10 protein-coding genes and 1 tRNA gene are annotated in these 13357 nt (G+C 43.4%); 4 read left to right on the forward strand and 7 right to left on the reverse strand.

Annotated features, from left to right (window positions below; translation table 11 throughout):
• Positions 1-11 precede the first annotated feature (11 nt).
• A complete protein-coding gene (locus tag KHS38_RS07510) occupies positions 12-4442 on the forward strand; it encodes a translocation/assembly module TamB domain-containing protein (protein ID WP_213487873.1) in 4431 nt (1476 codons plus the stop codon).
• A gap of 52 nt (positions 4443-4494) precedes the next feature.
• Here KHS38_RS07510 and KHS38_RS07515 read toward each other — a convergent pair whose 3' ends face one another.
• From KHS38_RS07515 to KHS38_RS07525, 3 genes are all read right to left on the reverse strand, one after another.
• Complete coding sequence (locus KHS38_RS07515) at positions 4495-5700, reverse strand: bifunctional 3,4-dihydroxy-2-butanone-4-phosphate synthase/GTP cyclohydrolase II (RefSeq protein ID WP_213487874.1); 1206 nt, start codon at positions 5698-5700, stop codon at positions 4495-4497.
• 126 nt (positions 5701-5826) lie between these two features.
• Positions 5827-7266: an LptF/LptG family permease gene (locus KHS38_RS07520; RefSeq protein WP_213487875.1), complete on the reverse strand. Its 1440-nt coding sequence runs from the start codon at positions 7264-7266 to the stop codon at positions 5827-5829.
• A gap of 133 nt (positions 7267-7399) precedes the next feature.
• A complete protein-coding gene (locus KHS38_RS07525) occupies positions 7400-7780 on the reverse strand; it encodes an START-like domain-containing protein (RefSeq protein ID WP_213487876.1) in 381 nt (126 codons plus the stop codon).
• A gap of 104 nt (positions 7781-7884) precedes the next feature.
• On the opposite strand from KHS38_RS07525, the gene KHS38_RS07530 reads away from it, so the two are divergent.
• Positions 7885-7958 (forward strand) — tRNA-Met (locus KHS38_RS07530).
• A gap of 46 nt (positions 7959-8004) precedes the next feature.
• On the opposite strand, the gene KHS38_RS07535 is transcribed toward KHS38_RS07530, so the two are convergent.
• Together KHS38_RS07535 and KHS38_RS07540 are read right to left on the reverse strand one after the other, a co-directional pair.
• The gene (locus tag KHS38_RS07535) at positions 8005-8595 is read right to left on the reverse strand and encodes a DUF4291 domain-containing protein (protein WP_213487877.1); all 591 of its coding nucleotides are present in this window, start codon (positions 8593-8595) and stop codon (positions 8005-8007) included.
• A gap of 38 nt (positions 8596-8633) precedes the next feature.
• Positions 8634-9116: a hypothetical protein gene (locus KHS38_RS07540; RefSeq protein ID WP_213487878.1), complete on the reverse strand. Its 483-nt coding sequence runs from the start codon at positions 9114-9116 to the stop codon at positions 8634-8636.
• A gap of 249 nt (positions 9117-9365) precedes the next feature.
• Between KHS38_RS07540 and KHS38_RS07545 the strand changes: the two genes are divergently transcribed.
• Complete coding sequence (locus KHS38_RS07545; RefSeq protein WP_213487879.1) at positions 9366-10460, forward strand: acyltransferase family protein; 1095 nt, start codon at positions 9366-9368, stop codon at positions 10458-10460.
• Positions 10461-10554: 94 nt separating this feature from the next.
• On the opposite strand, the gene KHS38_RS07550 is transcribed toward KHS38_RS07545, so the two are convergent.
• Together KHS38_RS07550 and KHS38_RS07555 are read right to left on the reverse strand one after the other, a co-directional pair.
• Positions 10555-12000, reverse strand: coding sequence for a hypothetical protein (locus tag KHS38_RS07550; RefSeq protein WP_213487880.1), 1446 nt, complete (start codon positions 11998-12000; stop codon positions 10555-10557).
• Between the two features lie 18 nt (positions 12001-12018).
• Entirely contained in the window at positions 12019-12177 is a 159-nt protein-coding gene (locus KHS38_RS07555; RefSeq protein WP_213487881.1) for a hypothetical protein, read from the reverse strand.
• Positions 12178-12516: 339 nt separating this feature from the next.
• On the opposite strand from KHS38_RS07555, the gene KHS38_RS07560 reads away from it, so the two are divergent.
• Positions 12517-13335: a helix-turn-helix domain-containing protein gene (locus KHS38_RS07560; protein ID WP_213487882.1), complete on the forward strand. Its 819-nt coding sequence runs from the start codon at positions 12517-12519 to the stop codon at positions 13333-13335.
• Positions 13336-13357 lie beyond the last annotated feature (22 nt).

Below are 13357 nucleotides of genomic sequence, written 5' to 3' on the forward strand. Positions count from 1 at the left end.
TCATTTTTCTGATGATGAGTATTGTGCTATTACTTTTCCAGTTTAAGCCGGTGCAAACCTGGGCGGCTAAAAAAGCCACCGGTTATTTATCTAACGAACTGCATACTAAAGTTGATATAAAAAGCCTGTACATAAAACCTTTTTCGTCAGTAGTGCTGGAAGATCTATATGTGCTGGACAAACAAAAAGATACTTTACTGCATACACCTCGTTTAACTGTTGAATTGAACAGGTTCTCACCTTTTAACAGCATTAAAAAACGTGAACTTAATTTCAACCTCATTCAGTTGGACAACGGTTCTTTTTACCTGAAAAAGTTAAAAGACAGTACCACCAACCTGCAATTTATTATCGATTACTTTAGCGGCAAGCCGGATACGGCAAAGAAAGTCAGTAAGCCATGGACGATCAACTTCGGTAAAGTTGCGCTAAATAACTTTCATTTCAGGTATAAAAACAACCTCAGCCGCTTGGCTACGCCCCGTCAGGTAAACTTTGACGATATTGATGTAACCCGCTTAAGCCTGGGATTAACTCAGGTAGATTTAAAGAACCACCTGTTTAAAGGCCACTTACAAAACCTTACCCTGCATGAGAAAAGCGGGTTTGACGTGCGCAACCTGACCGTTAACGCTACTATTGATACCACGCAGATATTGCTACAAAACCTGCTGCTGCAAACACCGCACTCGCTGGTTAAAGACTATTTCAGGATGCGGTTTAAATCATTTGATGATTTCAGTGACTTTGAAAACCGTGTGCGAATGGATGCCGATATTAAAACCTCGCACCTGTCATCAAAAGATGTGGCTTACTTTACCAGTTCGCTGGATAAATCATCGTTTGAATTTGGATTGAATGGCCGCGCAAGGGGCTTGGTTAATAATATTAAAGCTCGCAACCTGATGGTTACTACCGGCCAGGCCACCTATCTTAAAGGCGATTTTAACCTGAAAGGCCTGCCTGATTGGGAAAAGACTTATCTGGATTTAAGTTTTGAACAGCTGGCCAGCAACAAGAAAGATCTTGATAATATATTAAGCAAGCTTGTAGGCAGTAAGATGATTTTACCCGCTTTCCTGAACAAATTTGGCAACATCAACTTTACCGGAAAATTAACTGGCTACCAGAATAGTTTTACCACTACCGGTACCTTCAAAACCAAGCTGGGCCGCCTGGATCCGGACCTGAATTTAAAGTTTGATGCCAAAAACGTGCCTGCTTATAGTGGTATGGTTACTGCAACCAACTTTGATTTAGCCAGCCTGATGGGTGATAATACCTTAGGCCGTACCACCTTTAAAGCCAATGTAAAAGGCCGTGGCGATGAGCTTAAAAACCTGAATGCCGATATACAGGCGCAGATAAGCTATATTGCTTTCAAAGGCTACACTTACCATAACCTTACTGCAAACGGCAGTTTCCAGAACCAGGTTGCCAATGGCAGGGTTACTATCAATGACAGAAACCTAAAGCTTAATTTGGCCGGTAATATAAATTTAAAGCCGCGATTACCACAGTATACCTTTAACGGCAGCATTACCGATGCACACATAAACCGGTTGCGCCTGCTTAAAGATACCATTACGTTAACCACTATAATAAACACCAGCTTTTCGGGCGACGCTTTGGATAACATGCAGGGACATGTAACCTTGTCCCCTACGCGGATAACCACGCCATCGCAAAACTATGTACTGGATTCGGTAAGTTTAAGTGCGAGTGGTTCGGGCAACAACCGGCTTATCAACCTAAAATCGGACTTGGCTGATGGCAGTATCAAAGGAACTTTTGACCTGGCAACGCTCCCCTCTTACTTTAAAACGATTGCCAAGAAATATATTCCGTCACTTAAAACACAGATAGTAAGACCTAAGCCCGAGAACTTTGAGTTTAACCTGCGACTTAAAAACATGGACCCTGTGCTGGCCATGTTTGCCCCTAATGTAAAACTACCTGATCAGGGTAGCTTTGTTGGCCGTTTCAATTCGGCAGATAGAACAGCGACGCTGAATGGCGGTATCAAAACCATCAGAGTTGGCAAAATGGTTTTTCATGATTTTATTGTGGATGAAAGCACTGCCGATAGTGTACTTAACGTCAACCTATCCCTAAGCCGGGTAGATTTAACGGATAGCTTATACATTAAAGACATCAACGTATCCAACTTCCTGAAAAACGACAGTCTGAACTTCAACGTTAAGCTATCCGATAAAAATGCACGTAACCAGTTAGACTTGTACGGGCTGGTTGAATTTGGCCGGGATACAACCGCCAAGTTAAAGCTGCTGCCATCGGAGGTAGTTTTGGAAAGTGAATCTTGGCGATTGCAGGAACAAGTACGCATCCGCTTGCTGGATGGCAAAACACAGATATCCGGCTTTGAACTATCAAATGGCGAACAACATGTACGTATTGACGGCTTTGTATCTGCCAACCCAGAAGACAAGCTTAAACTGGAGTTCGAAAAATTCAGTATGGCTACCTTCAACCAGCTTACCAAAGCTGCGGGCGTACACTTACAAGGGCATTTAAACGGGGCTATTAATCTAAGCGCTGTAACCAAAGCACCGGGTATTGATGCCAATTTAAGGATCGACTCGCTGTTGATGAACCAAACACTGGTAGGCGATGTAAAAATAGAATCGAGTTTGGATAACAAACGCAAGCAGGCCGATGTGAAACTCAATATACTTAACCGTGGCTTGGAAACCATGAATATTGCCGGTGCTTATTATCTGGACAGAGAAAATGACAACTTGGATTTCAATATCCGGATGGACCAAACCGAGGCGATTATATTCGAGCCATTTGTTAAGGGCTTGGTTTCTGACGTTAAAGGAACAATATCCAGCGATGTTAAACTTACCGGCTCGCCGTCCAATCCTCAACTCAATGGCAACATTACCTTAGCCAATACCGGCATTACGGTTGATTACCTGAAAGTGCCTTATACGCTGAATGACCGCCTTACTGTAGAAAATGGCCTGATCAAAATTACCAACATGGCTTTAAAAGACCCGAACGGTGGTCAGGGCATTGTGAACGGTACAGTCGATCTGAAAGATATTGCCAACCCGCAACTGGACATTAAAGTACAGGCCAAACACCTGATGGCACTAAACACCAAATACAAGGACAACCACCTGTATTATGGTACAGCGTTCGCATCAGGTCAAATTAGCTTTACCGGCCCTATTGATAACATGAACATCGATATTAAAGCCAATACGGAAGATGGCACGGTGTTTAATATTCCGCTTAACACAGCTGCTACTGCAAGCAAGTACGAATTTATACGCTTTGTAAACCACCGTGATTCAACCAAGATTTTCAAAAATGAAAGTGCCTTTAAAGGTGTTACACTCAACTTTGATTTATCGGCTGATGAGAAAACCATGGTTCGCATTACTACCGACCTGGGCTTACTGGAAGGACGCGGACAGGCCAAAAACCTGAGCTTGAAAATTAATAGCTTGGGTGATTTTGATATGTACGGTGACTTTTTGATTACCTCAGGTAAATTTGAGCTTACCGCACAAAACTTCATCAGCAAAAACTTCCAGATTAACCAGGGCGGTACCATACGCTGGACAGGCAACCCATCCAACGCCGAGATTAACCTGAAAGCCACTTACGAGCTACGCGCTAATGTGGCAGATTTATACCGAGCTGCCGGGCAGGAAGGTAATTTTTCGCGCCAGGAACTGGTACAGGCCCAATTGAATATTACCCGCACACTATTGCAGCCGCTTATTGATTTCGATTTTAACTTCCCGGTTAACCCATCAATCAAAGATGATGTGAGCGCTTACCTGGCCGATGTGAATAACCGTAACCAGCAAGCCATTAGCTTGATTGTGCGCCGCCAGTTTGCTACCGGTAACGGTACCAACATTAACCAGCAGGTAGTAGGTACAGCCAAGAATGCGGCCAGCGAATTTTTCTTCAACAAGCTGAACAGCTACATTGCCCAATCCAACTTAAAAGGTTTGGATATTAACATCCGTTCAGAGTATGATGCCAGCGCATCATTGCACTTGTTTAATGACCGCTTTGTGGTAAATGGAAGCTTGTACAGTGCCCGTAACAGCAGCGATTTGTTCAATATTGGCTCGGGGAACCTGTTCAACTCCAGCTTCAATAACCTTACGAGAGATTTCAGTGCCGAGTACCTTATCAGGCCGGATGGGCAGCTGAGAGGACGCTACTCTTACCGGGCATTGAGCACTAACACGCTTACTACAACCAGCTCTACGCTTAACCCTACGTACGTAAACGGTATAGGTTTAATTTACCAGCGCGATTTTGACAGCTTCAGGGAGTTTTGGCGTAACCTGTTCAGAAAAGGCCGGCAACGAAACACCACGAGTCAGCCTGCCAATACCGAAATTAGCGGCCCGCCTGCAACCGATGACCGGGATGATAACGAAGATGAATAAAACATAAAAAAGAAAAGCCCTTTAGCAGTTGCTAAAGGGCTTTTCTTTTTTATTAGTGATTCTTTAAAATGGCATGATCCATTTTATCTCTTTTAGTACGCAGGTAATGCTCATTGTGCGGATTCGGCGCAATTTCAATAGGCACCGTTTCGGTTACCTCCAAACCGTAACCAACAAGACCTGTACGCTTTTTAGGGTTATTGCTCATTAAACGCATTTTAGAAATACCTAAATCGCGTATAATTTGTGCACCGATACCATAATCGCGCAAATCCATCTTAAAACCCAAGCTCAAATTAGCTTCAACGGTATCCATGCCGCTTTCCTGTAACTGGTATGCTTTAAGTTTGTTGATCAAGCCAATGCCCCGGCCTTCCTGGTTCATGTAAATAATTACCCCTTTACCCTCTTCGCTTACCATTTGCATGGCCTTATGCAATTGCGGGCCACAATCGCACCGGCACGAGCCAAAGATATCGCCGGTAACACACGAACTATGCACACGTACCAAAATGGGCTCATCAGGCTCCCAGGTACCTTTTATCAAAGCCAGGTGATGTTCGCCGGTACTTTTTTGTGTATAGGCAACCATTTCAAAGTCGCCCCATTCGGTAGGCATTTTTACAGCCACCTCGCGATCAATCAGCGTTTCGGTATTTAAACGGTATGCTATAAGGTCTTTTATAGATATGATTTTCAGGTTATGCTCGCGGGCAATTTCAAGTAATTCGGGCAAGCGGGCCATTTCGCCATCCTCGCGCATTACTTCGCATATTACGCCGGCTGGCTCTAAACCGGCCATTACAGGCAGGTCAATGGCAGCTTCAGTATGCCCTGCACGGCGCAGTACGCCGCCGTCTTTAGCTATTAATGGAAATACGTGCCCTGGCCGGCCCAACTCTGCTGGTTTGGTTGCCGGATTAATTAAGGCCAGCGTAGTTTTAGAACGATCTGATGCTGATATACCTGTAGTACAACCATGCCCCAGCAAATCAACCGAAACGGTAAAGTTGGTCTCGAGTGTTGCTGTATTGTGATTTACCATCGGCTCCAGTTCAAGTTCGCGGGCACGCTGTCGGGTTATAGGCGCACAGATTAGTCCGCGGCCGTAACGGGCCATAAAGTTAATCGCCTCGGGAGTGGCATAACGTGAGGCAATTAAAAAATCGCCTTCGTTTTCGCGGTCATCGTCATCTACAACAATAATCATCTGACCAGCTTTAATAGCCTCAACGGCTTCGGGTATGGTATTCAACATAGTTACAATACGATAAAGTTCGGCAGGTAAAAATATACTAACACCCTGCTGAAAGCTATACAAAGGTACATGAAGAAGTGCTTAAACAAGTCTGCCATGTGTAAAATGATAGGTACAACAGCAAGCTTATGCCTGCTTTGTACCCGATTTACGAAACTTGGCCAATTTCTGAAAAAAGCGCTTGTAAGGTTCGGCATCGAACAGCGCCGAATCGGTTGCTGCCTTGTAGGATAAGAACAGGCCAATTGGCGTAAGCACAGCAATAGATATCCACATACCAACCAACGGTGATAAACCACCTTCCTTAACCGACTTTTCGCCAATGGTACCAATGATATAATAGATCAGGAAGAAAATTACAGCCACTACCACCGGTAATCCCAAACCGCCTTTACGAATAATAGCGCCCAAAGGCGCGCCAATCAAAAATAGCGCTAAACACGCTGCCGACAGCGTAAACTTTTTCTGATATTCGATAGAAAAACGACGGATATCTTTAGAAGATGCTTTATAATCTTCGGCAATTCCGCGTAACATACCTTTCATGTTCTCGGCTTCGTGCTGGGCATTCTGGTAGGCCAGCAGCTTTTCGGTTGGCTTTAAACCAGCCTGGATATCGCCTTTAGGCGGTGCAATCAGCTTTACGTCCTTTGGCCGCTTAACCGGCAAGGTAAAATATTTAAGTTGTGCTGACAATGTTGGATAGTTAGCCTTTACTCTATTGTTAAGCGCTTTGATACTCGAATCCTGATAATAAGTAAGCAATTTCAGGTTCATCATCTGTATGCTTGAGCGCCATTCGTTCTCGCCAGTCCGTTTCATTTTGAAGCCCGACAGGTCAAATTTCTGCTCAGTTGAATCAAAACGGGAACGCGTTAAGCGCTGGCGGGTATTGTAGGCTGGCTCGCCGGGCGCTTCCTCATAACGTACACCTTTTTGCAGCTTTATAACCAAGTACATATCATTAGGTGTACGGTACATTACACCTCTTTGCGCAAAAATGACGTCGTTCGTGTTATTTTTAGGGTTTTTATGGTAAATCATTAACCCGTGCAATGTTTGCCCATCCGGGTCCTTTCGCTTTACACGTATAGAATACTCAGGGAAACTGTTATTAAAAATCCCTTCAGAAATAAGAAACGAGGTTTTTTGCTGCCTTACATCATACAGCAGCGAGTAGTATTTATAATTTACTACAGGCAGCATGTAATCAGAAAATATAAATGCACTGATACTTAACAGGGTAACCACAATAACCATAGGATACATGGCCCGGGTTAAGGATATACCGGATGATTTGATGGCAACCAGCTCATAGTTTTCGCCCAGATTACCGTAGGTCATGATAGACGATAGCAACACCGATAACGGCAAAGCCATAGACACGTTGGTGGCCGATGCATAAAGCATCAGCTCGAGTATGATATACCACTCAAACCCCTTCCCTATCAAATCATCAATATACTTGAACAGGAACAGCATCAGCAGCACAAACATTACGATGAAGAATGTAACGATGAACGGCCTGATGAAAGATTTAAGTATTAACAGGTGTATCTTTTTCACGAAGCAAAATTAACGAAATTACCTTAGGTAAAGGCTACTGTTGCCTATATGGCACAGTTATGCAGGCATAACGCAACCACAGCCCGCTTTAGTATCAGATTTACAAACCGTTACGTAATATTAAAGCAAGAGTTTAAGCGCCCAGCACGCCAATCAGGTAATCAATCTGGTTATCCCATATCTGCTTGCGCTCGGTTATCTGATCTTCGGTAGCAAAATCGGTAATGCTTAGGGCTACGTCATTAGTTAGTTCATCCTGCACAATCTCCAACTCAAAATAGCATTGCGGGTCATCGTCCAGCCATTTAAAACGTACCAGCTTGTTTTCCTTCATCAAAAGCAGCTTTGCTTTTTGCACTTCATCATCCCAGGTAAAGGAATAAATCTGATCGCGCAGGCTTACTTTATCGGCAAACCACTGTGACAACCCGTTAGACTCGCTTATGAAGCTATACAGAATACGTGGGGAGGACCTGATTTCATATTCCAGGTGGAATTTTTTCTTTTCGGACATATAAGGTTTACAGATGGTTAGACCGCTAGGCAGTATTTTTTTAACATTTTTTCTAAAGGAAAGTAATAAATACTATATTTGCAAACCTTTTTACGGAAAGGCACGGCGGGGTAGCTCAGATGGTTAGAGCGTAGGATTCATAACCCTAAGGTCGGCAGTTCGATCCTGCTCCCCGCTACACTCAACAAAATAGCCGAATGGATTCATTCGGCTATTTTTATATATTATATACCGATACGGTTGTTTAATTCCTCGTCTGATGTTCTGAATATCGTTTCAACAGGAACCAACAATTTTTCTATTCCGGCATTATCAAGCGTGTACTTCTGCTGCCTTACTATACTGGTTATATCTTCAATGGATTTGATATGTTCTATGAAATAGTTTAATGCCTCACCCTTTAATCCGATTTGAATGGCGCGACGTTCGAGCTTGTTACCAAACGGGTCGTGATCCGGATCCCATTGCAGGCGTACATCTTTCAATGCCAGCTCACTCTTCCACTGCTCATAACTTTCATAATATTTCGGATTGAATGAAGAATAAACGGCTTGTTTTAAAATCTTTTCAAAGTCCTTTTTCTCAATAGAGATAGCTAAAATGTGTTCCTGATTCTCTTTTTCCGCCCATCCGCAACGATACATCATCCACAAAAAGTTAGGCTTAATCCATGACATCCTGTTGAAACTAAAGTCCGGGCCGCCCAGTGATTGATTTTTAAGTGAGTACGCTGCAATACTTGCTTTGTACGCCTGATAAACTATTATCTGGCTTTCTGTTTGATGTGCTAAAATATGTTGGCCCGTTTGTGGCAAATCTGTTAAACTGTGCTGGTACCCCTATAAAGTAATATTCATAAAAACCAAGGCGAAGAATTTGGTGAAAAGTAATAAGATTGATCGTCAAAGTCTCCACCCTCAAGGCACCCTATAACATACTCAAGCGCTTTTTTCGCCTCATCACTGTGGTGTTGCTTCAAAAACTCAATAGTTTCGGACACACCTGCAAATGGCAATAGCTGAATATCCAAGCCACAAAAGGTATCGAAGTCAACCGTTTTTGCTTCCCATACCTTCAGGCAATCATTAACTTGATTTTGTAGCCCTAAATTTAAACAGGCAAGCATTAAATCTTCAATGGATATTTCGCCATTAGGTTGCTCTCTGAGAGCGATGAACTTGTCCAGTAAAGCTAAGGCGAATTCCCTGTTGCTGTTTTCTCTCGAATATGCAATTAACGCTTTACGTAAAACATTATCATTTTGAAATGCTGTTATAGTTTCAGCATTCAGATCATTTTCCATTTTGTAATGATCTAAAATCTCTTTCAATGTCATTACCTTAATTTACACATTTACAAGAAATTTTACAAGTGATATTTTACTCCAGGTTCTCAGTACTCATCAATACTGAAAATTAAATTCGGTAAATTCGTCATCAAAGCATTATAAGCCTCAGATGTTAAATATTAATTATACCCATCAAACGCCAATGCTCATATTCGGCTGGAACATTAATTTTGAATAACTTCGGCAATGGTAGCCTGCAACTATGATGCATAAATCAGGCTGGTGAGATTATAATAAATGGATACTAATACAAACGCTTCGCCAATTTTGCAAACCAAGCAGCACTTTGAAGTTCTCGACGGCTTGAGGGGGATTGCCGCTTTGGCTGTTGTAACGTTTCATTTTATGGAATGGATTTACACTAACCCTGCCAACAATTTTATTGGACATGGCTTTTTAGCGGTGGATTTCTTCTTTTGCCTTTCGGGATTTGTGATCGGGTACGCGTATGACGATCGTATAGCCAAGATGGGTATGCTCGAGTTCTTTAAATCGAGGATTATCCGGCTGCATCCATTGGTTGTTTTAGGATCCGTATTGGGTTTGCTGGCATTTCTGTTTGATCCTTTTGGCGGCCATCCTGAATTGTACAGCACCGATAAAATCATCCTAACCTTTGTTTGCTCAGTACTGCTTATTCCTTTACCTGTAATAGCCGACCGGGGCTTTAATCTTTTCAGTTTCAATGCACCGTCATGGTCATTATTCTGGGAGTATGTGGCCAATATGGTTTACGCACTTGTGCTTTATCGGCTTAGCCGCGGCTACCTGTTACTGTTAACTATACTTTCGGCGGCGGCTATTTGCTTCGTGTCTTACCATTCGGGCAATTTATTGGGTGGATGGAGCGGGCCGACCTTCTGGGACGGTAGCGCCCGGATATCCTATTCTTTTTTAGCAGGGCTTCTTATCTACCGTTCCGGCTGGATGATTAAAAATAATTTGGGATTTATTGGTATAGCCATATTATTGTTCCTGCCTTTTATTATGCCATTCTCGAAACTGAACTGGGTATCCGAACCATTGATAGTACTGTTCTACTTTCCCTTACTGATTGCTTTAGGAGCAGGTGCCGGTTTAGCACCTGGTTTAAAAAGCTTATGCTCGTTTCTGGGAAAAATCTCTTACCCCTTGTACATGACACATTATGCGGTGTTATGGATGTTTGGTAATTATTACATCAGCCATAAACCAGGCGCAACACAGCTGGCTTTCATCATTATAACCGGGCTAATTGTGTTGGTTGGGGCCGCCTACCTGGTAATGGTAGCTTATGATATCCCAGTAAGGAAGTATTTAAACCACAAGCGAAACAAAGGGATTGCTAAATAAACAGCTGGCACTATTTAAATTAACACAAAAAGCCGCCCCAAAGGGCGGCTTTTATGTTCAGAGCCTGATAAAAGACTGCTTATGAAATTGTTGTTTAAACGGTAAACCAGGCGGTACCGTTAGAGTAAAAGCGGTATACGCCGTAAGCAGAATTAATAGCTACTGGGTTTGAAGCGCCGTTTACGGTTCCAACAATAGTAATATTGTAAGTAGCTGCCGAACCCGACTCATCCTTTAACACAAAGTGCATACCGCTGAACGCTGATGCAGCACCTAAAGTAAACGCTCTGCTAGCGGTTAAAGAGGTATAGGCAACCAGGTAATCTGTAGCTTGCAAAGTTCCGGCTGCGTTGGCTATTGCCCGTCGGGTTTTCTTTTGCACCAGATCGGCCCGGTTAACAAATGCTGTAGTAGCTACTTGTGTGCTGTTGTCGCCGGCGAGTGGTGTAGGATAACGCGTAACGGTGTTACCGTCGCTGGCCTTACGGTAGGTTAATATAGCTTGCGCATTAGGGGCTACAATGTTAGCCGGCACAATCGGAAAACCGAAGGTAACATCATACCTGCTTGGCGCTCTGAAAATCGACTGGTCGTTTATAGGCACAACCGCCGCATCGCCGTCAATAAACAAATTAAATGTATTGCCGCCGGTTGCTGCTGCCGTGGTAACGCCTGTAGCACCTGTGCCCTGGGCTAGAACATAGCCGCCGTTAAACCGGTTGCCAATACTTTCGTTATTGGCAGTTCCATCAACATAAATCGGGTATTTCAGGTATTCAATGTCAACATGGTTAAATGTGTTGGCATTTGCGCCCAATAAGTAAACACCATAATACCCGGTAATGGCCTCCAAGTTATCAAACGTTAAGAGGTTAATATAGGTATACGGGTATGCAGTACTGCTAAGTTTTATAGCGGCATAAGGCGCGGCGTTACTGCCTGCACATCTTACAAAACCAAAATGGCTGTTTCCGTAAAAGGTAGTTGGGCTGTTGTTTTCGAGCAGTATACCGTCGTTGTCGCTACCTAAGGCATACAGGTGATCTACCTGTAAATCAAAAAAGTTTACGGCATGGAACGCAGCGTCGGTAGTGGAGTTTGATAATAGTGAAATATTATACAAAACGCCTCCAAACACCGAACACTCGTTGGCACCAGCATTAGACAAGAAAATACCCGATTTGGCCGCAGCACCGGTATAGATATGAAAATCATTAAAGGCAATGCTGGCTTTATTTTTAACCACAATGGCATGTTTGCCGGCAGTAGTTTGAATCAGTTGTGTACTCTTTCCCGATCCGCTGATTTTGAGTGATCCGTTTGGCGGGCTATCAGTGCTCCAGCCGGTTACAGTAAGTTCGTTGGACAGGCTGTATGTACCGGTAGTAATTTCAATGCTACCACCGTTACCTGTTGACAGGGTGTTGATAGCAGATTGGATAACGGTATAAGCGTCAGAGCCGGTAAATGTTGGTGATGTGCTAACACGTGGTGTTGCAGTAACGGTAGTTCCGTTAATACTAATAATGTAATCAGACATGATTTTATAATTTGGTTTTTAGTTTTTCAAGAGGCTTTCGCCTTTAAATGGATTTGCTAAATATTGCTTGATATAAGCGTAATGTATAGCTGGTGCTGTACCAGATATTGCCAAAGAAAGAGGCGGGTCACGCGATTGTGTTGCTGCTGCTTTGAAGCGCAACTGCTGATTTTTCATGATAGGAAGTGTTAATTGGTTAAAAGGTAGTTTTTGGGCAGACTAGGCTTATACAATGCGCAGTCGACTTGATAGCACGAATTCGATAGCAGGGACCGAAAAGCTATGCTACAAATATTAGCAAAAACAATACACAATGTGGTGACACAGCTATGTCAGTAGCTAAAGTTCTTTTTGAATACAGCGAGGGGCTATGAGGTAAGTCCATTTGTTGATGCTGACGGATGAGCTTTAAACAAGGTATCCCTAAGCCACTTGCAATCAACACCAAAACGTAAAAAACAGAAGCGCTTTGATTTGTAATACACTTCATATTAATGGATATTACTATCTTTCAACATGCAACACCGGGAGATTGAAAGCCCTAACGAACTGCGGGATGCCATACAAGGTTTTTGGTACACCAGCATTGACTTCGGAAAGCAACCATCAAACTTTGAAATTTTACCTGATGGCTATGCTGAAATTATATTCCTTTTCGGTAGCACTTGCAGCGTATCCGTTAATGGCGACCTGCAGCCTTTGCCATCTCCTTTTTTGATGGGGCTGCTTGGCCAGCCTGTTATTTTACACGCGCAAAACCTTGTGAAAGTTATTGGCATCAAGTGCTTTCCCTGGACGGTTAATGAATTGCTCGGGCTATCGTCAAGCCAGGGAGGTGTGCGCATTTTTGAACATCCCATTGCACAACTGCAGGCCACGCTCAATGGAATGATCGATGCCGGTGCAATTGATGAAGCGCTGACTGAAGTAAAACAATATTTTTTAAATGTAAGGGCAGGTATCAGCACCAATGGCATGCTATCTAAAGCCGGATCTGCCATGCGCAAAACCAATGGCACCATGCCCGTAAGCCAGGTAGCATCGGCAGCTCATGCTACGGTACGTACACTGGAGCGCAACTTCAAGCAATCATCTGGCTATACGGTGAAAGATGTATCGGGTTTGATGCGCTTTGAACAGGTGCGCAACCACTTATTATGTTATCCTGATACCAAACTCACCAGCTTAGCGCAGCAACTGGGCTATGCAGACCAAGCCCACCTGAGCCGGGAGTTTAAGCGATATAGTGGCACCACCCCGGCAGCTTTTGCACGCAAAGCAAAAAACGGCGAACACCCCATAGCAAGCAATTATGTCGCGTTTGTACAAGTCTAACACCGCGGCAATCCTGAATTTT

It is taken from the genome of Mucilaginibacter sp. Bleaf8, from assembly GCF_018390515.1.
Classification (GTDB): Bacteria; Bacteroidota; Bacteroidia; order Sphingobacteriales; family Sphingobacteriaceae; genus Mucilaginibacter.

Excerpts from the sequence above, each read along its gene's own strand:
- KHS38_RS07525 (WP_213487876.1), bottom strand. The coding sequence starts at position 7,780 with ATGTCCGAAAAGAAAAAATTCCACCTGGAATATGAAATCAGGTCCTCC.
- KHS38_RS07550 (WP_213487880.1), bottom strand. The coding sequence starts at position 12,000 with ATGTCTGATTACATTATTAGTATTAACGGAACTACCGTTACTGCAACA.
- KHS38_RS07545 (WP_213487879.1), top strand. The coding sequence starts at position 9,366 with ATGGATACTAATACAAACGCTTCGCCAATTTTGCAAACCAAGCAGCAC.
- KHS38_RS07555 (WP_213487881.1), bottom strand. The coding sequence starts at position 12,177 with ATGAAAAATCAGCAGTTGCGCTTCAAAGCAGCAGCAACACAATCGCGT.
- KHS38_RS07560 (WP_213487882.1), top strand. The coding sequence starts at position 12,517 with ATGCAACACCGGGAGATTGAAAGCCCTAACGAACTGCGGGATGCCATA.
- KHS38_RS07515 (WP_213487874.1), bottom strand. The coding sequence starts at position 5,700 with ATGTTGAATACCATACCCGAAGCCGTTGAGGCTATTAAAGCTGGTCAG.
- KHS38_RS07540 (WP_213487878.1), bottom strand. The coding sequence starts at position 9,116 with ATGACATTGAAAGAGATTTTAGATCATTACAAAATGGAAAATGATCTG.
- KHS38_RS07510 (WP_213487873.1), top strand. The coding sequence starts at position 12 with ATGATGAGTATTGTGCTATTACTTTTCCAGTTTAAGCCGGTGCAAACC.